Raw genomic sequence first — 20,905 nt, 5'->3', positions numbered from 1 at the left:
CAGCGGCGCCAGCGGGGAGCATCATGTGAAAATCGTTCTGTTCGAGGACAATCAGTGCCGTAATCTCAGGCCCATCGGTCTTTTCCGGCCGCTCTTCGATCTCCATGCGGGATCATGGACGCTGTTCAGGCTCGTACGTCAGCTCGACTGCCCTGTCCAGGCCATTATCCGTGAACATTTTCTTTTCGAGGCCGAAGACCTCCCTGTGCTCGAATCGCCTCTCAGGGAACCGCACCTTTTTCTGAACGCTTCGGTCGAACCCGATGTCCGGTATCTGGAAAAACTCCGGGATATCATGAAAGCGAAGGACCCTTTTATCACCACAAGCGGAAACCGTGTGACCGCGGCGGTCGTACCTCAGGGAAAGAAACTCGAGGAAACTGTCATCCCCGACAATATCAGCGCTCTTCTCCTTGAAATGGACCTGCCGCTCGAAGGGGAGCTTTTCAGGACCATCGACTGGCCGCATGAGATTGTGGAAAGTCATCTCAGGCTGTATGAGACGAATCTCGAAAAGGTCATCTCCTCGGGCAATTACCGTCAGGACGAAGCGGGTGTGTTTTTAGGAGAGGATGTGAATCTGGCATCGTCGACTGAATTCGATACGGCAAACGGGCCCGTCGTTATCGACAGCGGTGTCAGGGTCAGGCCGTTCACCTGCTTCGAAGGCCCTGTCCATATCGGCATCGATTCGGTGGTGACCGAACATTCCTCCGTGAAAGACATGACCTCGGTCGGGCATGGGTGTAAAATCGGGGGCGAAGTGGAAAAGTCAATCATCGAGCCACACTCGAACAAGCAGCACCATGGTTTTCTCGGCCATTCGTGGGTAGGACGGTGGGTGAATCTCGGCGCGGGGACGACGACGAGCGATCTCAAAAACACGTACGGCGCGGTGCGGGTTCAGTATGGCAATCAGAGAATCGGCACGAACATGCAGTTCTTAGGCTCGGTTATCGGCGATTTTGCGAAAACGGCGGTGAACACCACCCTGTTTACCGGGAAAATTGTCGGGGTATGCAGCATGATTTACGGGATGGTGACCACGAACGTTCCGAGCTTTTCCAATTACGCCCGCTCTTTCGGGCAGGTCACCGAAATCAATCCCGAGCAGGTGATCACAACCCAGAAGCGTATGTTCGCCCGCCGTGACAGGAAACAGTCGAGACGGGATGTCGAAATGATTAAACGGGTGCATAAGCTTACCCGTGACGAGCGCGCCATGAGCGATGAACAGATAACGTTTTGAGAGGATTCGGAAATCAACTCTTCTTAAGAATTTTGACAACATACATCCGTTTTGACGGGATTTTTCACTTATTTTAAAATTGAAAACTCTGATTAATTGGGTTTACATATAAAAAAAACACACTATTATGGGAGTACCGGTATGACATTACTTGAAAGAATCGAAGCTTGCGGTGTGGTCGCGGCGATACGGGCGGACAGCTCGGAGCGGCTCATCGAAGTGGCGAAAGCTCTCGAAGCGGGCGGCGCAAAGTTCATCGAAGTGACCATGAACACCCCCAACGCGCTCAAGATCATAGAGGCGCTGGCAAACAGCATGGGAGACCGTATCGGAGTCGGAGTCGGCACAGTGCTCGATCCCGAAACCGCCAGGGCCGCCATTCTGGCAGGCGCGGAATACATCGTGACGCCGACGCTCAACCTCAGGGTCATCGAGATGGCCAAGCGGTATTCGAAGCTCATCGCTCCCGGCGCGTTTTCGCCCACCGAGATACTCACCGCCTGGGAAGCCGGAGCCGATGTGGTCAAGGTTTTTCCCGCGAATGTGCTCGGACCGGGATACCTGAAGGATATTCACGGGCCGCTGCCGCAGATAAAACTTATGCCGGTCGGCGGAGTTACGATTGAGAACTGTGGCGAATTCATCAAAAGCGGCGCCGCTGCGGTAACAGCCGCAAGCTGTATCGCGCCCAAAAAGGACATCGCGGAAGGGAACTGGGACACTATCACCGATCTTGCACGCCGGATGATCACGAACATCCAGGCCGCTCGTAAGAAGTAGAAAGGAAGCGCCGTGAAACGATTGTACGTTGGTGTGGATCTCGGCGGCACGAACGTCCGTTCGGGTCTTGTTGATGAGGATGGAAATGTCATAAGCCGAGACTCGCGCAAGACGCTCGCCCGCGAGTCGGCCGAAGCTCCGGTGAACCAGATAGCAGATTCGATAACCGAGGCTGTCCGCTCCGGCGGGGCGAGCATGAGCGATATCAGGGGTGTCGGAATCGGCTCCCCCGGCCCCCTCAGCGCAAAGGAGGGGAAAATACTCCGCGCCGGAAATCTCCCTCACTGGATTAATTTTCCCCTGGCAGGCATAATCACCGACCGTGTCGGCGTACACACCTATATCCAGAACGACGCGAACCTGTTCGCCTATGGCGAATGGTGGATGGGCGCGGGTCGGGGGTATGACGATTTCTTCATCCTGACCCTCGGAACCGGAATCGGCGGCGGTGCGGTGTGCGGCGGCAGGCTTCTCACCGGGTACAACGACAACGCAAGCGAGTTCGGCCACACATCGATCGACCGTAACGGCGCACAGTGCTGGTGCGGCCAGAAAGGGTGCATCGAGCTCTATTCATCGGCGACCGGGATTGTGCGGATAACGCTCGAGGAGCTGACCAACGAGCATATCGAATCCTCTCTTGCCGAATACCGCGCCAAACCGAAAGAGCTGAATTCGTACATCATTTTCAAAGCCGCGGAAGCCGGGGATGCATTTGCCCGGACAATGTTCGACATGGCCGGTTATTATCTCGGCCTGGCGCTCGTCAATGCCCTCAATCTGCTCAATTTCAAAAGGGTCGCAATCGGCGGAGGACTTGCAAAGGCAGGCGATCTGATCTTTGAGCCGACACGGCGCAGCCTGTACGATCATGGCTTTCAGTCGTTCGTGCACGAGGTCAGCGTGGTCCCCGCGGAAAAACCCGAAGACGCCGCGATACTCGGCGCGGTCAGAATGGTAATGGACAAGGAGGGTTAGACCTGGTACAGCGACTGGTTCTGCCGATAGTATTACTTTTTATGATGTCCCGGCCCCTCAGTGCGGCTGTTATGGCGCCGGTACCGGGCCCGGTCAGGGTTCCCTGGGCACTTCAAGTTCAGGGCGCGACAGTGCCCCGTGGTGTTTTCCGGATGGCCGGGCAGGAAGTATCGGCGGAGAAAACAAGCCCTGCAAAACAGGTCAAGCATCCTCCGGTGAATCCGAAGTCGATCATGTACCGCTCGCTCGCGATACCGGGCTGGGGACAGCTCACAAACGGCAGAAAATTCAAGGCCGCCTTCTTTTTCACCGCCGAGCTCGTCTGCATCGGGGGATACATTTACGAAAACCACCAGGCAAAGCAGTCCGGAATCAGCGAATTCGACCGTAACGCCTACCGCACCGACCGCAATACATTCGTCATGTACTATATCATCGCAAAGATACTCGATATCACCGATGCCTATGTCGATGCCCAGCTTTCAGATTTCGATGTGGGCGACATCACCCCGAAAGAGCTGAAAAAAAAGGAACCGAAAGAGTAATATTCCTCAAAAACAGCCCTCGATTATTTCGTTTATCCTGTTTTTTTCTGCACTTACACGATATTGACTTTAATCAAAAATAAATGAAATTTTCCCGCCATACATTTCGTCTAACTACCAGAAACCTGAAAAATCCAGCATTACGGCTGCGGAAACGACAGCACTGAACAGCCTGTTTTCAGGTGAAAGGCTTATATGGGGAGGATTAATCATGAAATATGCTTGTCTGATGCTTTTCACGGTGCTGTTTGTGTTGACAATGTGCCCCGGGACAGGATACGCCGAGTTCAGAATGGGCGAATCCGTTGTCGTCAAGGAGGGCACGACGGTCGATGATGCGGTCAGTGTCGGCAAGGATGTCCGCGTGTTCGGCACGGTATCCGGAAGCGCGGTCGCTCTCGGCGGCGGAAATGTCATAGTCGAGAACGGCGGTAAAGTCAACGGCGATGCGGTTGCGGTCGGCGGAAATGTCAAGGTCAGGAACTCCGGCGAAGTCAACGGCAAGGGTGTCGCTGTCGGCGGGCAAGTGCAGATCGAAGACGGCGGCGTCGTGCGCGGTGAGATTACCAATGTCGGCGAAGGGGTGAATATTCCGAATATCATGAGTTTTTTCCCGCGGCAGACAGGGATTTCCGGTTGCGGATATGGTCCCCGGCATGTCTTTTCGAAGCTGCCGAAGATTTTCTTCTGGGGCCCGTTCGGTGGAACGGTTGGTGTTTTTGCCTTATTTATCGTGACAATAATCGTCTTCTTCAAACTGCTCTTCAAATGCATGATCGCCGCACTTGCCGGAACTTTTTTTCCCCGGCAGGTTCAGAACATGGCTCAGTGTGCCCGGAACCGATTCTGGATTTCTCTGTTTATCGGTTTCATCGGAATCATCCTCATACCTTTTACGGTGCTCTTTTTCATCATAACGCTTATCGGTATTCCGCTCGTTCCCGTGCTCATTATAACGATCATCATAGCCTATCTGTTCGGATCGGTCGGAACTGCCTTTCTGGTTGGAAGCATGCTGCCGAACGCTCCGTCGAGACCGGTAGTCCACAATGCCCTTCTCGGAGTTCTGGTGCTCGGTCTTGTGGGTTTAATGCCGCTTATCGGTTTTGTCGTTAAAATTGTGTTCGGAATACTCTCCTTCGGTGTGGTCATTGTAAGTCAGTTCGGTACGAAACCAGACACACTGTCCGATATGTCTGTAGCCGGATTATAAGAGAAATGATATAAAATCGGAGGTTATCCATGGTTCGTCGGATATTGAGTATAGTCCTGTGCGGTGAAGTATTCCTCCTGTTATATGCCGGATGCTCGTCGACAAAGATTGAAAAGACCCGGAGCGACACGATCACCATACCGTCAACGGGAATCAAACAGTTGAACCTTGACAATCTGGCCTTTGTATCCCTGACATATAATGGTTCCCCCGATGCCGACCGGTTCGATATGAACATCAAACTGAAAGTAACCGCCGGGGATGAGGAAACATGCAGCGATCTTCTTTCGAATATTGTTTTTGAAACCGAGACTGTCGGTGAAAAAGCTGTCATTCGTCTGAAACACCCGAAAATTGAATCACGCGGAATAAAAAACTGGCTGTTCAACCCTGAAAAATGGGAAATCACCATCACCATGAGCGGTCCGCAAATCATTGATATGGATATGAATGCCGATTTTTCCCATATACGTACCGACTCAACCTCCGGTAAACTGGCAATCAATACTGATTTTTCGGAATCAGAAGTCCGCAATCATGTCGGTCGGCTCACGGTAAATGCCGATTTCTGCAAGATCATCGCGAAAGAACTCGATGGCGGATTTACGGTGAACAGCGATTTCAGTAAAATAATGATCGAACTCTCACGGCTGACTGAAGACTCGAGGGCAAGTATAGATTTCGGAAAAGTCGACATCGGAGTGCCTCCCACCGCCAACGCCGATTTCTTTGCAACAAAATCGTTCGGGAAAGTGAGTTTTAATGTCGGCGGCGATGCCAGTAACGATGAGAACTGCGCAGGACACCATATTCTGAACGGGGGCGGGCCGCGCGTCGACCTCAATGTCGAATTCGGGGATATTGCTGTCTGGGATAATTTCAATCCAACCGTTCATTCCTGTAATTGATATGACCTGATACTGTTCCGCCAGAAACACGGTCGGCTTGTACCGGGAATGAATAATATGTTTATGACCGAATCGAATGTATAAAACGTTCATACCTGTAAAAATGGAGGAGAAGATGAGGCAAAAGTTACTGTTTTTCGCTCTGCTTTACGCGGTGATTTTCATTGTCACAAATGCTCCGGCATATGCCCTTTCCGAGCTGACGAGAACCGATAACAAGACTATCTCTGCGGAAGAGGTGAGTCAGGTCAGGTTCAGGGAAATCATGTTTGCCGATTTTGTGTACAAGAGTTCTCCGGATGCCCGTCAGTTCGACGTGGTTTTCAAGCGGAGGGCAAAAGCCGATAACGATGAGTTATGCCGTGAGATGCTCGATGATCTCGATCTCGAGATGACGAAATCCGGCGATGTGGTTACCATACGGCTTGAACACCCAAAAAATGATTCCCCCGGCATTTTCAAGCGCATATTCACTAAAAAGGAATGGCATGTGGTCATCGAGGTGACCGGTCCCCGGGTAGTTGACATGGATATGGAAGCCACCTTTTCCGATGTCCGTATCGAGGCGACGCGGGGTAATATGAAGGCCGAAACGAGTTTTTCATCAACCCGGGCAAGCAACCATACCGGTCCCCTCATGGTCGATAACAACTTCGGCGAATTCAGGATGAGAGGGCTTGACGGCAGTTTTCAGGTGAACAGCGAGTTCGGTAATATCGATCTCACCATTGACCACCTTGTCGACTATTCGAGCGCATCGTGCAATTTCGGCGGTGTCGACATACGGCTTCCCCGAAACAGCGGCGCGGAATTTTTTATCAACAAATCCTTCGGCGGCGTGGATTTCAAGGTTGACGGCAATATCACGATGAGGGGAGGAGACCAGAACCGGCGCATACTGAACGACGGTGGCCCACGGATCGATCTCTCCGCCGATTTCGGCAGCATCACGATCAGAGACAATATCAGCGGGAATACCGATAGAACCGGAAACACCACCTATATTCAGGACAGGGTAATGCCCCTCAACAGGGGAGCATGGTGGAAGTATGCCATGGACGGAGATACTCTTACGCTCAGGGTCGAGCGGGTCAGACCGGGCAATGGCAAGACGTTTGCAAAGCTGTCATTCGACAAATCGGAAAACCGTCCCTTCGACAGCATCGAAGTGTGTGAAACCACTGAAGGTCTCATGGTTACGGAGATAACCGGGAATTTTTTCGGACGTGACCTCTCGGGCGTACGGTTTGATCCGCCGCGACTCTGGCTGCCCTACAGTGACCAGGCGGAAACGACAAAAGGCGACGAGATGCTCGGAGGTGCCGTGATCAAAGCGATCGAAGAGGGGAAAAAAGATGATGATGTGGAAGCGGAAAAGGCCGGAATCCTTTATACCATGGAAGCGAACGGTTCTCCCGGTTACGAGCTCAAGCTTCTGCCCGGTGTCGGATTCACCGCTTTCGGCAGCGCCCTCACACTCATCGGGTATGACCTGGCGGGTGAGACGAGGCCGGTCACGACCGTCCTGAAACCGGTGAGGGAAAGTACGCCGCCGGAAAAGCAATTCGAGGAAGGTACACTTTCGTCGATCACGATCCGCGGAACGGACCTGGTATCCGCGTCCGATGTTGAAAAGTACCTCGCTCTTGAAAAAGGGCGGCACTATACACGCAGCGAGATTTCCGACGCTGTTCAGCGGCTCCCCAAAAAAAGTAAATTGATCTCGGGTTCGAGCCATACAATTGACAGCGACGGTAATCTTGTGGTCCGTATCTATGAGGTTAAACGGTATTCACGGGATTGGGACGGGGTGGGGTCGTTCAGCCGTGTGGCGGGTGTGGGAACGGGGCTGAAGCTGACGATTAACAGCATCTACGGGCCGTTTTCGGAAGTGTCCGGTGCCGCCCAGTATCACTGGGCAAATAAAGAGTGGACATATGCGGCGAACGGGGAAAAACGGTTCTTCGACAAGAATCATCTGGCGATTGGCGGCTCATACCGGCTCGAATACGAGTCGAACATGGAGTGGGCTATTCCCCCCGATGAGGCATACATGAATGCGTTCCTTCTCGGACTCGATACGATGAACTACTACCAGGTCGAAGGCGGAACCGGATACATCTCCCAGTCTGTCGGGAGTATTCTGACAGTCAAAGCGGAATATTTTGACGAGGATTACAGCTCGTTGAAAAAGTATACCAACTGGTCTGTGTTCAATAACCGCTCGACCAAAGAGGACAATCCGCCCCTCAACCCGCTCTATGAAGACCGTATCTCCGGCATGCGCTATTCGGCCGAGTTCACGTACCGTCACAGGTACGCAAACGGCAGACTCATGCTTTCGGCGGAAAAGAGCATTGACCGCGGCGGGCAGTATCTCCCCGAGTATACCCGGTTTTTCTGCAACGCGGTTTCCACGACCCGGTATCCGGACCGCAACCTCCTGAAAATCAGGGTAGCCGGAGGGTATTCGGAGGACGAGCTCCCCGATCAGAAGTCGTTCCGGCTCGGCGGGCTCAATACGCTCCGCGGATTCGAGTTCGGCACACTGCCTGAGCCGTCCGGTTTCGGTGTCCAGAGCGGCGGAAACCAGATGTTCCTCGCCAACATCGATTACTTTTTCGGGTATGACGACGAGTTCCGGCTCGTATTATTCGGCGATGTGGGAGGCGTATGGCACAAGGATGAGGCAGTGAAGGCGGACACGCTCAGGCGCGACCTCGGGGTCGGACTTGTTTTCGACGGCGATTTTTTCCCGCTCGAATCCCGTCACCATGAATACGTGAACACGCTCAGGGTGAACTGCGCAATCCCCGTGGGGCCCGAGCCGCATGTCTCGATGTGGACGGTGAACTTCGTGAGGGCTTATTAACCCGGATTATCCACAGACTTTTTCTATATGCAAGAAACGAAATGCTTCACAGTGTGTTACCTCACCCTTTGGCTCCCTCTCCCATGAATGTGATAGGGAGCCATTACCCACGCCCGGATTGAGACTCCTCCTCACCCGCTGAAAGGGAGAAGAGGATTGGGGGACGAGGGTAGAAAACAGGTGAAAATTCATGTTACTCGCTCTTGAGAGATATAACAGGTTTAAGAGGGCTGTGAAAAAGTATATTTTTCACGAGCCCCAGGACGAAATGTGTTGTTTTCTTGCTGTCAAGGGCATGCAAATCGGCACTTCGTGCCAACCCTTGACAGCTTATATCCCCGTAAATGGTGTTTATCACAACACTTTTAATATGCATGCTGAGAAAGGGTACGGTATATGATTTCAGCTCTTTTGTGGCCGTTTAAAGTAATATGGGGGTTGCTGACCTTCATACTCATGCTGACCGGCAGATTCATTGCAATCGTTATCGGACTTGTTTTTATGATTTCAGGCCTGTTTCTGACCATAATAGTCCTCACGATGCCGGTAGGTATTCCGCTTATCGTTGTCGGGTTTCTGCTTGCCATACGCGGGGTATTCTGATACAGTGTGCCCCTTTCGACCGGCAGAATAATGTAATACACTGGTGCATTCACGGGTCACATCCCGACGAAGAAATAGACGATTTATGGTTTATTTGTGTGTATGAAGCTCTAAACATGTTTTTTACATAATTTCCGGACATTAATTGTAATTACCCTTCCTTTACGGTATCCTTCCGGCAGCATGATACCTTTCCCAACTATTTGTCTTGACTTCAAATTCCGGTAACGGTAATTTCCAAATATTGTGGTTATAATGGGAAGCTTTCCCATGCAAAATACCGCAAATCAGCAGTCATCATATTCACAGACATCGCAGGTTGCTCTACACTGATTACGAAGGATGAGGAAAACGCCTTCCGTATCCTCCCGGAAGAACCGTGATGTCATCAGGCTCCTCGTCTTGCAGTTTAACGGCGAATGGCTCAGGGAGATGGGCGACAGCAGCCTGTCAAGTTTCGGCAATTGTGGAATACCCTGCGCCTGAAAACCTGGTTCTCTATTGCCGTGCTGCTGATTATGGATATGAGTCCCGAGAAAGATCAGAAGTGGTTCTATATGTTAAGTTCGGATTTCAGACTCCGGTCAGGACAGAAGTGGACAATTGGTTCATTACTGATAACGGCAGCAATCGGTTTATTCTGTAAGTTCTATTCAGGGCCGGCAGAAGACTGGGTGAATAATTCGATAAACGGTGTATTCTACGAGATATTCTGGTGTGTTCTGATCTCCTTATTCAGTGATACAATCAAGCCGTGGATTATAGCTATCATTGTACTGATTATGACATGTTTATTGGAGTTTCTGCAGTTATGGCATCATCCGGTTCTGGAGTGGATAAGAAGCTTTTTCATCGGGCAGGCAATAATAGGGTCTTCATTTGCGTGGTCTGACTTTCCGTACTATTTTATTGGCTGCGGAACAGGATGGCTGTGGGTGAAACGGCTGCGTACCATAAAGTGAATCCTTAACGAAATCAATTAGACAGAGACTACATGAGCTTGAGTCAATAAAGAACATGATATGAGGGAGGCAGGAAATGGCATCAAAAATTACACGACGTAAAGCAGTGGCCGCAGGTGTGGCAACAACGGCAGCACTGTGGGGTTCATTGTCGCCACAAAAGGCTCATGCGCTGCCGGAGCTGGGGCCTGATCTGAATCTGGTACGCGATCTGAAACCCGGGAATACTCCCATCAGAATAGGGGGTGGTTTCAGGGAATTGAAAGATAAAAGCCTGACGGAATCTGTTATTGAAATGAAGAAGAGAGGATATACCGGTTTTGCAACCAGTAGTGATCGCTGGCTTTCGGCAAGCGATTCCGAATTGAGAGAGCTCCGCACGGCGCTCAAGGAACATGATGTGGTTTTTTTCGAAGTTACCGGATACAGACATATCATTCATCCTGATGCATCGAGACGTCAGAAAGAACTTGCCGTACTTGCCAGATGTATCGAAGCCGCAGACAAAATCGGCTGCCCGATGGTCGGCACCTGTACGGGGTGCTGCGATCCCAACTCGTATATCAACGTTCATCCGGACAACTGGTCTGCAGCAACATGGAAAATGACAGTCGAAGGTGTCAAACAGGTTCTCAAAGATACCGCCGGCATGAAAGCCGCACTCGGCATAGAAGCACAGATTACAACGAACATCGGCCGTCCCAAAGACCATAAACGGCTCATGGACGATGTGGGTGACCCGCGCTGCGCGGTGAATCTCGATCCGGTCAACATGATGTCTCTCGATACGTACTACCATTCCACGGAACTCCTCAATGAATGCTTCGATCTGCTCGGTGAAAAGATACTGGGCAGCCACTCCAAAGACAGCTATATCGTGCCGGACGAGCAGACTGTTATTTTACGTGAGGTATGCAGCGGCAGAGGCGTTCTGGACTATGAAACCTATCTGGTGCGGTTAAGCAGGATGAAATGGCCCCGGACAATCCACCCGGAACATGTCCCGGAGGATCAGTTGATCGAGGCCGCGGGATTTTTGAGAAAAATGGCGGCAAAGGTGGGAGTGAAAGTCTACGGCTGAGTGAGGAGCTTACATCGAAACCCGGAGGTTACTCCGGGGTAGTTCATTTCGATATTCGCTTCAATTCTCATGACCTGTTTCCATTTTTCGCCTTGATTTTTCATACTGTTCATACTACGTTGCAATGAAATGGTCACTCATGGAGCCTCCCATGGAAAAGCACCGTAAATTAGCCGCTATCATGTTCACCGACATCGCGGGGTATACCGCCCTGATGTCGAAGGACGAAGAGAACGCCCTCCGCATTCTCCAGAAGAACCGTGATGTCATCAAGCTCCTCGTCTCACAGTTCAACGGCGAATGGCTCAAGGAGATGGGCGACGGCACCCTGTCGAGCTTCGGCAGTGTGGTCGATGCGGTGAACTGCGCCCTCGAGATACAGAACACGCTCAGGGATGAGCCGGATTTCAAGCTGCGCATCGGTATCCACATCGGCGATGTCGTAGTCGAGGAAGGCGATGTGTTCGGCGACGGGGTCAATGTGGCTTCGCGCATCGAGCAGCTTGCCGAGCCGGGGGGAATATGCATATCCGACCGTGTGTACTATGACATACGAAACAAGCCGGTTCTTCAGGTTGCGTTCCTCGGGGAAAAAACGCTCAAGAATGTGGGTTATCCGGTTAAAATCTATGCTCTGTCCAGAGGCGATTCAACCTCGTCCATGAGTAAACCTTCATCAGCAGTGGAATCCACCGCGCCAAAAATCAGGCCTTCCATCGCTGTGCTGCCGTTCACGAATATGAGCGCCGACCCGGATCAGGAATATTTTTGCGATGGTATGGCGGAAGAGATCATCAATGCCCTGGCGCATGTTGAGGGTTTACTTGTTGTGGCACGAAACTCGACGTTTGCTTTCAAGGGCCAGCACCCGGACATCCGTGAGGTCGGCAGGAAACTCAATGTTGAAACGGTGCTCGAAGGCAGCGTTCGTAAAGCGGGAGACAGGCTGCGTATAACTGCACAGCTTATCAATGTTGCCGACGGTTATCATCTCTGGTCCGAGCGGTATGACCGTGATATGGAAGATGTTTTTGCCATTCAGGATGAGATATCACTGGCGATAACAGGGGCGCTTAAGGGAAAACTGCTCAGTGCGGAAAAGACAGCGCTGCAAAAGCATTACACGGAAAACCTGAAGGCATACGATCTTTATCTGCTTGGCATGCACTATTTTGAAAACGAAAAAGGAATGAAGGAAATCGAGTTGTTCGAGCAGGCGATTGCCATGGATCCGGATTTTGTCCTTGCCTATGCCGGTGTTGCCCTTTCATATAACCGGATGGGATATTTTTCAGATCTGACCGGCATTTCACCTGATGAGGCATATACGAGAGCGAAAGAAGCCGCACAAAAAGCCCTGGCGATTGACGACACACTTACCGAAGCGCACGCGGAGCTGGCTTTTTCGAAAATCTATTATGACTGGGACTGGCCCGGAGCCGAGAAGTTACTGCTCAAAGCGCTCGAAATCAAACCCGGGTTTGCCCGGACTCATCATTACTACCGTGATCTTCTTATAATAACCGGCAGAGTGGATGAAGCGCTCACCGAAATCAGGCTCGCTCTCGAACTGGATCCGATTTCACCGTTTTCATATGGTGCATTGATCAGTACCTGTATAATTCTTGAACGATATGACGAGGCCTTCGAATACAGCAGTAAATTTCAAAAATTATTCCCCGATGTTGAAGCTTATTACTGGATGATGGGGAGAATTTATTATTGTCAGGGCAGATATGGAGAAGCTCTTGATATGCTTTATAAATACAGGGATACTTCCGAATTATACTCCCGAAGTTATTCGCTTATCGGTTATGCATATGCAATTTCCGGCGAGACTGACAAGGCTTTGGAGATAATACGGGAGATGAAAGAACTGGTGAAGAGCAATAAAAAAGTGAGCCCATCGTCCTTTGCAATGGTTTACTCAGGATTACACGACTATGACAATGCATTCAAATGTCTGGAAGAAGCCGCAGACAACCATGATGCCTTATTGCTCTTTATGAATTGTTATCCTGAATTTGCGCCGCTCCGCTCCGACTCCCGCTACAAGGCTCTGCTGAAAAGACTCGGTCTGCCGGAAAAGTGAGGGCACGATATAATGCTTTTACCATATCAATCATGATACTGACAAAAACGGAGCCGGCGGAGTAACCGGCTCCGTTTGCTGTTCCCTGAAATATCTGGTTTTCTCATACCACGTTGCGTTCAGTGAAGAAATAAAATGTTATAATAGACACTGAAATAAATTCAGGGCGATATGAGCGCCGTCATGCTGAACTGGTTTCAGCATCTTCTATAATCACTATGTCGCCTTTTCGAATGCAACATTTCTCAGTACCGTTTCTGGGGTTTTGCCTTGAATTTCGGGTTTGCCCTCATTGCTTTCACCGTGTCGTCCGATTTCGGGTCGAGCACCGGCTGGCCGTCCTTCCAGACCTTCGTTCCCTGCTCCTCGATGATGCGCATGACATTCGCGACACCCTCGAGGCTGTTCCCGCTGACCGTGGAGCTCGCAGCCCTGTCCTTTTTCCATGACTCGACCGACCTGTTGAAGCCCTTGAGCGCCTCGTCGAGATAGTACCGTTTCCCCGAAATCTCCCATGCATAGGTGAGGCCGTCGAAATGGGTCGCCGAAGCGGTCTCGCCCGGCTTCATGTCCGAGCATGTCATGTAGACGTAGTTGCTCCAGATCATCCAGTCGGCGGCTTTGAGGATGAGCTGTTTCACCCGGGGGTCGTTGAACTCGCGGTCGTAGTGTTTCATGCCCTGGAGGATGATGCCCACCATCCACGGTTTTCCGCCGACGCAGACGGGGCGGTGCTTGTCCTCGTTCGGGTAGAGCGGGTGATCCCAGTTGCCGGTATCGGGGTTCTGTCCGGCGATGGCCTGTTCGACTATCATCTGGGCGGCGAGTTTATACCGCGGGTTGAGGGTCGCACGGTAGCTCGGAACGAGTGCCTTGAGCGCCCAGCCGATGGTTCGCTCCTCGTCGTCACGGAAATCGAGGAAATCCTTCCATGCCGCTATCTTGGCGAAGAAATCCGCTATGCCGACCGCCACATCCTTCGCCCGAGGCTCCCCGGTGAGCATGTAGTAGTACCAGAGCCCTTCGACCGTCCCGTGGCCGGCGTGGGTCTCGCCTTTCGCGTGGTCGGTGAAATGCATGTGCTGGCCCTTCTCGTTGAGCGGGTTGTTCGAGGCATGGAGCACATCGACATCCATGAAATGCCAGGCGAGTATGTCCGATTCGTCGAAATACGAACGATTCCCCGTCCGGGCAAACTGAAGGGTCGCGCCGAGCAGGGTGTCGTACTCGTGGTTGTAATAGATGGGCACATACCGTATGCCGGGCTGGTCGCCGTAGTTACGGACTCCGTAGATGTTCTGTCCGGCCCGCGTTTTTTCGGAATTCCCGTTCGAGGCGAGGAGGTATTCTTCCGTATCCTTCCACAGGGCGACATTCGCCGGAAGATATGTGCCGAACACCCCGGACGACATGTACTGTGCGGGCGTTGTAACCGCCATGAGCGGCCGGTTGAGCCCGGCCATGAGCGCTCCGGTGTCATATGACGCCGAAGGCCCGCCGAATCGGATGGTAATTTCATGGGTTTTTGCGAATCCGATTTCGGGATCGGGTATGTCCTCGAGTTTGTTCCAGACATGGAATTCGAGTGCGTTTTTATCGAGCGCATAGATTTTCGGGTGATACTGCCAGAAGAACTTGCTCCCAAAAAAGAGGCTCGACTGCTTCCCGGTCATGATCACCGATCCCTCGGCCCTGTCGAATTCGTTCGATGGCTGCCCCTTGCCGTGGATAACCATGGCCTTGAACGGAATATGGGGATAAGGCATATCCTTGAAGTAGTCATCGTACGAATACACCGGCCCGACCTGTTCGAGCGCCACCGGCCCGTCGATTGCGCCCGTGACCGGCGAGCCCCCGGCGACTCCGAACCGGTAGCCCGTGTACTCGTCGTCGAGCGAAAGCCTGAGCCTGATGTCCCTGACATTCACCTGCCCGTAGTCGTCCTCGAGAAGTTCCTCTTCCCTGAACTTGATACCCTGGGGACGTTCATCCCAGTGACCGTTCACCCACTTGTAGTCTGCAAGCTCCTCCATGGCATACACATGGTAGCGCTCGCTCGGGCGGATTCTGTTATCCCTGTTGTCGTTGATGAACGTGTACTGGAGCCTGATCTCGTCCGATCCGGCGTAACAGAACACCCGCACGACGAACTTGAACGTGGCGAGTTCGGAGGGGTCGTAGCTGTCCGTGGTATGATCCCAGAGGAGGTGATGCCCCTCGATTCTGATGACCGCTCTGAGCGGTCCTGCGCTTTCGACCGTACAGTTTTCGATGCGGGATTTGAACTTCTTGATCCCTGTCCGCCAGATCACCGCTTCGAGACCCTTTGAGGAAACCACGACCCACTTTCCCGAATCGTCCCTGCGCTCGATGTTCGACAGGATCGAGCCCGAATAGATGGGAATCCTGAATCTGACCTTTCCCGTGTCCACGGCGAATATATCGTTTTCGTCGGAGATCGAGACACGGTCGGAGTGTTCAGGCGCCAATTCGTTTTTTTTCAGCGTTCTGAGCGTATAGGATTTCGTCTGCCCGGCGCCGATGGATTCTTTAACAATGAGCAGCACCCACCGCACAGAGCCGTCATCCCATCGTGACAGGGTCTCGAACTGCGCCGGGACTGGTTTCCCGGCCTCATCGACCAGTATGAGCTCGCCGGTCGATTTCACCTCGCCCTTTTTGATCGGTATGCCGGAATGAATCCCTTCGTTCGGGCGCGCCACACCCGATGGCTCGGTCACCGTGACAGGTACCGATACGGCGGCGGCCGCAGAGGTCACCGCAACGTACAAACCCGCGAAAAAGGCTGCTGTCATTGTTCTGATATGTGCATATTTCATATGAGCGTTCCCCTCTATGTTATTTCCCGGGTACCGTAAACAGCACCGAATTGTTCTCTTTCAGTATTTCCTTTATTTCATTGTCACGGTCTACGACGATGAGGTAGTTATTTCCCTCGGGTATGCCGGTAAAGGTCACTGTCGCCTGTTTTGGCACAAAATCCTCGCAACCGGGAAGCGAATCCACGCTGAGACGCTTGATTTCGCTGCCCTGCTGACCGAACAGCGCTACAGTGAACGATCCGGAAGGCGCGCTGCCGATATTATGAACGGTTACGGTCAGATTGCCGCCTTCTTTACGGATAAAGTAGCTGCTGACCGCCAGATCGGGCAGGTCTCCGGGCAGCGGGGAGGCTTTGACCTGGGTGATTTCGAGCTTTACCGGAATCTGCGGGGGAAGGGTAAACGCGAGCCTGTCGAAACGTTTAAGTTCCATTGTCCGGTCTAAAATCTTTCCTTCATAGGTGCCGTCGCCGTCCTCGTCTGCCTTGAGGGAGAGCGCATAGACTCCCGGATCGAGCCGGAACAGCCGTGCCACAACCGTGTGGGGAAAATCCGCAAACGAGTACATGTTCACTCTGAGACCGTCATTGCCGGAGTACTCGACGAGACGGGCTGTTTCGGGTCCTCCGCCCTCCAGCCAGCCGACGCCCACGGTGATGTCGATATTGGATTCTTCACGGCGGGAACGGTCGTTCACGCCCCATCCGCCGAGCAGTACATCCTGCATGATGTTCGTGCCGTACGAAGACTGGTCGTCGGTATGGTTCCATGACTCGGTGAAACGCCAGAGCGTGGTGTCGTTGTTGCCGACCGCCGCCTTGCGGAGCTCGGCGATGAGTTTTTCGGGATTTTCGAGCTTGTACGGTGTGTCGATCCTCCGTCTGCCCCAGTACCATTCGAGGACATCCTTTCCGAAGAGGAATCCCCTGCCGTCGCCGTAATTCATGGGCGTTTTGTCCGGTTTACCCCAGTGCCATGCCTCTTCCATCGCCCAGACCGCGCTCCGGGGGTCGCCGAGGTTGTAGATGAGGGATTTGTAACGCTCGCGAACGAAATCGCCGTTGTGGAGACGGTCGATGGGAAAGATACGGCAGTACCCGTCCTTGAAGTAATTTGTCCTGTCGAACCCGTCGAACACGGTGTTGTAGAGAATGAGCGCGTCCTCGTTCGAATCGAGTTGCATGTCCCCGAACGTCCGCGAGAAAATGAGGGTGTCGTCGTTCCATCCGCCGCCCGCCTGACCGTCCGTCCGCTGGTGATGACGCCACCAGGTGACGATGCGGTTGCGGAAGGTCTGATATTCGCGGAAATACACCGCCCAGTCGGGAGCGTTCTCCGGGGCGGTGAATGCCTTGTCCGGGATTTTGTCGATATCGGCGGAATACCTGCCGAAGGGATACTCGAGCGTTTTGTCTGCCCTCAGCATGGTGTATGCACGGTAGATGTTGGCGATACGGTCGCCGCGGTTGACCTTGTGCACCGCCTGCCATGGGTATGCCATGTCGTACATGCCGCCGAATGTCACGGGGGCGTCCACATCCGGCATACGTTTGTCCCACTGCCAGGGGATATATTCGAAACTGCGCCCGTAAGTCAGAATGGTCGGCCTCAGGGTCTTGAGCGCATAAACCGGCTCGGCGGCCGCCCAGTCGATAACGGGACGGAGAATTACCCCGGAGTTCCGGTCTTTGGCGCTCACCTCGATTGAAAGGCCCTCGGTCGCGAGCAGCTCGATCCATATCCGGTCGCCCTCGACGAGAAACATGGGATCGAACGTCAGCGCAACGCGGAGCCTGCCCGGCGCGCCAGTGAAGCCCCGGAGCTTCATCTCCGCATGAGTCCACGTGTGCGAGGGAACCGCGGGATCGAGAAGCCGGACGGCGAGCACGTTATCCTCGACAGGCGAGGTGACATATATATCGAGGATTACGGTGTTGTAAGCCGCTTTCCCCACAGCGGGCTCGCTCATGAAGTTGATCCGTGTCATGGGCTGGAGCTCCACAGCCGGGTTTTCAGTATCGGAAGGCACCACCGTCAGCGCCAGCGCGGTCCTGCCCTGAGCCGGAAGGAGCGCACCAAGGGCTGCGGGATATCTCGTGTCGTTGAGGATTATCGGAGCGGCATTCATATACAGCATCCGGTCGCCGGCTTCGCGGGGACAGGATTTTTCGGCGACATTGAAGAGGCCGACCTCGTGAATTCTGAGATCGCCCGACTCAGGCAGCCTGAGCACACCGCCGCCATCCTCGAACCCCGGCGGAGCGCCGTACGATTTGGTGAATGGAATACGGAGCTCCGAGTTCCCGAGCCCGTCGCTTAAAGCGCCGAAGAAGAACGCATCGGTTTTCGGCACCCTGATGTGAGGTGTCGAGGGGAAATTCCCGCTGCGGTCGCCTTTGATGACCGTCAAATCGTCGAGATTGCCCTCGATCGTTATGTAATTGACATCGGCGCACGGAGGCGGAAGGATATCGGCCTTTTCGGCATGAAAATCCACATCGCCGGGGATGATGGTGAACACGCTGTACTCGTGCGGCCACGCCATCTCATAACGGCCGTCGGAAATCCACCAGCCCTGAATGCCCTCGTCGTGGATACGTTCCGGGGTGATTTCGGTGAAAACGAGCGCTTTGTCGCCGGATGATTTCTGCACCGCGGGTAGCATCGAAGAATCGGCGATGAATGCCTTCCTGAGGCGGCGGGCACTGTCGGCACTCAGTTTAGACTGTTCCGACGATGCCACCGGAGGGGCGTTGTTCCTGATGAGCGCCGATATTTCCTTTCCCGTGAGGGGACGGTTGAAAATATAGAATTCATCGTATGCGGCCCTGGACATGGGCATGTGAAAGAGGCCGGGGCGCTGGTTTTCCCACCACGCGTCTGTCCCCATCGTCGATGCGGCTTCCTTTCCGTTCACCCAGAGGGAAACACCGGATGACCTGTCCCACATGAACACCACGTGGTTCCACGATTTATCGTTCCACACCGGCTTTGTCTTCACCATATGCTGGACATACCGTGCATCCTCTACATATGCCGATATGGTGCGGTCACGGTAGAGCTCCACCTCGATGAGCTGACGTTCCTTTCGTCCCCAGCCGGAGGTGGTCTGCTCGAAGAGTACCGTGCGGGTGTCCTCGCTCTCCGGCTTCGATGTTCCCTGCACCCAGAACGACACCGCGCCGGAAGCCGGATGAAGCTTGCCCGCGCCCCAGATAAAGGGTTCGTCATAACCCCTGCCCTTGCTTCCGGAAAAGCCCACGTTGAAAATGACCGCGGTCACCATGTCGAGGTCGAGGCCGCTCATGTTGTCGTTGTCGTACTTGAGGGGAACCGCGCCGATAAAGAGCGCCTTCCCGAACTTTCCTCCGATGAGCTCCCATTTCCGGTCTCCGATGGTTTTCAGGCCGGTCTGTGCGATCCAGTCGTCGGCAGTGAAATCGAGGGATTCAAACGCAAGGTGGTATGTCACCGGGCCGATTTCCCCGGCGTAGACAGCAGGAGAAAACAGGATAAGCAGCAGTAATAAAATCCGTTTCATAACTCCTCCAGGATATAAAAAATGGTTAAAAATTCTTGGGAACTGCCAAGTTAATAGAATAGAACAAACCCTATCAGGATGCAACGCAATTCTGATTGTTCATTTGGTCATCGGGCGGTCATTTCCGGTCTCCTGACGGTATAATAAGTGCTTGCGAACCACCGCCGTCTTGACTATTATGGCATGGGACGGTATCCGGGTATACGAAATGTATGGCGGGATTACCGTGAATCGTCATGATTTCACTGCGGTTTTTCTTTTGTGCCTTTGTGGCTTTGTGGTAATAAAATATTGAGCGATTATAACAGAAAGGAAACAAAAACATATGGTGATCAGATACCGGATTGTATTGACAGCTCTCCTGTGCTCAGCCGCGCTGCTGGCCTGCATACATGTCGCGAACGGCCAGAACACACCGAAAAAAACCGGAGTCGTCGCACCGGGCGCCGAGCTCAAAAAACTCGCGACCGGTTTCACCTGGGCCGAAGGACCGGTCGAGGACCGCGAAGGGAACCTCTTTTTCACCGACAACCGTAACAACCTCCTCTACAAAATGCCCCCGGACGGCGCCGCCGAGGTCTTTCTCAAGGAAGCTCACCGGGCAAACGGGCTCTATCTCGACAGGGACGGGAAAATCATCGCCTGTACCGGCGCCCCGGGACAGATCGCGTCCATCGACTCGAAGGGCGGCATAACCGTCATCGCCGATTCGTTCGAGGGGAAACCGTTCAACGCCCCGAACGACCTGTGGCTTGACCCGAAAGGCGGTATCTACTTCACCGATCCCTTCTGGGGCAGAGAAAACGGCCGCGACCGTGTCATGTACCTGTCACCCGACCGTACAAAGCTCATCGCGGCTGCCGGCGACATGGTCAAGCCGAACGGGATCATCGGCACACCGGATGGTAAGCTGGTCTATGTAAGCGACTGGAACGAAAAGAAGACCTATGTGTACACAGTCAATAAAGACGGCTCGCTTTCGGGGAAACGGCTCTTTGCGCCTGAGGGGGATGACGGTCTGGCAATCGACACCGAAGGCAACGTGTACCTGACGGGCGATGCTGTCACGGTATATAACCCGGCGGGCGAAAAAATCGATACGATCGCGGTTCCAGAGACGGCGGCCAATGTCTGTTTCGGGGGAAAGGATAAACAAACGCTCTTCATTACCGCGCGAACATCGGTTTACTCGATCAGAACACGGATTAAGGGATTATGAATGCGGTCGAACAGGCCGT

The 20,905-nt window shown here is 53.2% G+C and carries 15 protein-coding genes; 13 read left to right on the top strand and 2 right to left on the bottom strand.

The window, feature by feature from the left end; all coding sequences use genetic code 11:
- Positions 1 to 25: 25 nt before the first annotated feature.
- The 12 genes from LLG96_20165 to LLG96_20110 all read left to right on the top strand — a co-directional run bounded on the left by LLG96_20165 (position 26) and on the right by LLG96_20110 (position 13,283).
- Positions 26 to 1,249 (top strand): glucose-1-phosphate thymidylyltransferase, encoded by a 1,224-nt coding sequence (locus LLG96_20165; protein MCE5252524.1) that lies wholly within the window; start codon positions 26 to 28, stop codon positions 1,247 to 1,249.
- A gap of 141 nt (positions 1,250 to 1,390) precedes the next feature.
- Entirely contained in the window at positions 1,391 to 2,029 is a 639-nt protein-coding gene (locus tag LLG96_20160) for a bifunctional 4-hydroxy-2-oxoglutarate aldolase/2-dehydro-3-deoxy-phosphogluconate aldolase (GenBank protein MCE5252523.1), read from the top strand.
- 12 nt (positions 2,030 to 2,041) lie between these two features.
- Positions 2,042 to 3,007 (top strand): ROK family protein, encoded by a 966-nt coding sequence (locus LLG96_20155; protein MCE5252522.1) that lies wholly within the window; start codon positions 2,042 to 2,044, stop codon positions 3,005 to 3,007.
- A 71-nt stretch (positions 3,008 to 3,078) separates the two neighbouring features.
- Complete coding sequence (locus LLG96_20150; GenBank protein MCE5252521.1) at positions 3,079 to 3,552, top strand: DUF5683 domain-containing protein; 474 nt, start codon at positions 3,079 to 3,081, stop codon at positions 3,550 to 3,552.
- A 211-nt stretch (positions 3,553 to 3,763) separates the two neighbouring features.
- Positions 3,764 to 4,765 (top strand): polymer-forming cytoskeletal protein, encoded by a 1,002-nt coding sequence (locus LLG96_20145; GenBank protein ID MCE5252520.1) that lies wholly within the window; start codon positions 3,764 to 3,766, stop codon positions 4,763 to 4,765.
- 29 nt (positions 4,766 to 4,794) lie between these two features.
- Entirely contained in the window at positions 4,795 to 5,673 is an 879-nt protein-coding gene (locus LLG96_20140; GenBank protein MCE5252519.1) for a hypothetical protein, read from the top strand.
- Between the two features lie 115 nt (positions 5,674 to 5,788).
- Complete coding sequence (locus tag LLG96_20135) at positions 5,789 to 8,545, top strand: outer membrane protein assembly factor (GenBank protein MCE5252518.1); 2,757 nt, start codon at positions 5,789 to 5,791, stop codon at positions 8,543 to 8,545.
- A 396-nt stretch (positions 8,546 to 8,941) separates the two neighbouring features.
- A complete protein-coding gene (locus LLG96_20130; GenBank protein MCE5252517.1) occupies positions 8,942 to 9,148 on the top strand; it encodes a hypothetical protein in 207 nt (68 codons plus the stop codon).
- A 342-nt stretch (positions 9,149 to 9,490) separates the two neighbouring features.
- On the top strand, positions 9,491 to 9,634 hold the full coding sequence (locus tag LLG96_20125; protein ID MCE5252516.1) for a hypothetical protein: 144 nt from the start codon (positions 9,491 to 9,493) through the stop codon (positions 9,632 to 9,634).
- Positions 9,635 to 9,705: 71 nt separating this feature from the next.
- On the top strand, positions 9,706 to 10,110 hold the full coding sequence (locus tag LLG96_20120) for a DUF2809 domain-containing protein (GenBank protein ID MCE5252515.1): 405 nt from the start codon (positions 9,706 to 9,708) through the stop codon (positions 10,108 to 10,110).
- Positions 10,111 to 10,186: 76 nt separating this feature from the next.
- Positions 10,187 to 11,191 (top strand): sugar phosphate isomerase/epimerase, encoded by a 1,005-nt coding sequence (locus tag LLG96_20115; protein ID MCE5252514.1) that lies wholly within the window; start codon positions 10,187 to 10,189, stop codon positions 11,189 to 11,191.
- A 151-nt stretch (positions 11,192 to 11,342) separates the two neighbouring features.
- Positions 11,343 to 13,283: an adenylate/guanylate cyclase domain-containing protein gene (locus tag LLG96_20110; protein ID MCE5252513.1), complete on the top strand. Its 1,941-nt coding sequence runs from the start codon at positions 11,343 to 11,345 to the stop codon at positions 13,281 to 13,283.
- Between the two features lie 245 nt (positions 13,284 to 13,528).
- On the opposite strand, the gene LLG96_20105 is transcribed toward LLG96_20110, so the two are convergent.
- Positions 13,529 to 16,123, bottom strand: coding sequence for a hypothetical protein (locus LLG96_20105; protein MCE5252512.1), 2,595 nt, complete (start codon positions 16,121 to 16,123; stop codon positions 13,529 to 13,531).
- A 19-nt stretch (positions 16,124 to 16,142) separates the two neighbouring features.
- The gene (locus tag LLG96_20100; GenBank protein ID MCE5252511.1) at positions 16,143 to 19,667 is read right to left on the bottom strand and encodes a hypothetical protein; all 3,525 of its coding nucleotides are present in this window, start codon (positions 19,665 to 19,667) and stop codon (positions 16,143 to 16,145) included.
- 325 nt (positions 19,668 to 19,992) lie between these two features.
- On the opposite strand from LLG96_20100, the gene LLG96_20095 reads away from it, so the two are divergent.
- Positions 19,993 to 20,886: an SMP-30/gluconolactonase/LRE family protein gene (locus tag LLG96_20095; protein ID MCE5252510.1), complete on the top strand. Its 894-nt coding sequence runs from the start codon at positions 19,993 to 19,995 to the stop codon at positions 20,884 to 20,886.
- Positions 20,887 to 20,905 lie beyond the last annotated feature (19 nt).

The sequence above is a fragment of the bacterium genome, from assembly GCA_021372535.1.
Classification (GTDB): Bacteria; Latescibacterota; Latescibacteria; order Latescibacterales; family Latescibacteraceae; genus JAFGMP01.
Note: the sequence above shows the minus strand (reverse complement) of the source record. Positions and strands in the feature narration are given on the sequence as shown.

Coding starts and splice junctions, on each gene's coding strand:
- LLG96_20160 (MCE5252523.1), top strand. CDS start 1,391: ATGACATTACTTGAAAGAATCGAAGCTTGCGGTGTGGTCGCGGCGATA.
- LLG96_20150 (MCE5252521.1), top strand. CDS start 3,079: ATGGCGCCGGTACCGGGCCCGGTCAGGGTTCCCTGGGCACTTCAAGTT.
- LLG96_20135 (MCE5252518.1), top strand. CDS start 5,789: ATGAGGCAAAAGTTACTGTTTTTCGCTCTGCTTTACGCGGTGATTTTC.
- LLG96_20105 (MCE5252512.1), bottom strand. CDS start 16,123: ATGAAATATGCACATATCAGAACAATGACAGCAGCCTTTTTCGCGGGT.
- LLG96_20115 (MCE5252514.1), top strand. CDS start 10,187: ATGGCATCAAAAATTACACGACGTAAAGCAGTGGCCGCAGGTGTGGCA.
- LLG96_20095 (MCE5252510.1), top strand. CDS start 19,993: ATGGTGATCAGATACCGGATTGTATTGACAGCTCTCCTGTGCTCAGCC.
- LLG96_20120 (MCE5252515.1), top strand. CDS start 9,706: ATGTTAAGTTCGGATTTCAGACTCCGGTCAGGACAGAAGTGGACAATT.
- LLG96_20125 (MCE5252516.1), top strand. CDS start 9,491: ATGAGGAAAACGCCTTCCGTATCCTCCCGGAAGAACCGTGATGTCATC.
- LLG96_20110 (MCE5252513.1), top strand. CDS start 11,343: ATGGAAAAGCACCGTAAATTAGCCGCTATCATGTTCACCGACATCGCG.
- LLG96_20130 (MCE5252517.1), top strand. CDS start 8,942: ATGATTTCAGCTCTTTTGTGGCCGTTTAAAGTAATATGGGGGTTGCTG.
- LLG96_20140 (MCE5252519.1), top strand. CDS start 4,795: ATGGTTCGTCGGATATTGAGTATAGTCCTGTGCGGTGAAGTATTCCTC.
- LLG96_20100 (MCE5252511.1), bottom strand. CDS start 19,667: ATGAAACGGATTTTATTACTGCTGCTTATCCTGTTTTCTCCTGCTGTC.
- LLG96_20145 (MCE5252520.1), top strand. CDS start 3,764: ATGAAATATGCTTGTCTGATGCTTTTCACGGTGCTGTTTGTGTTGACA.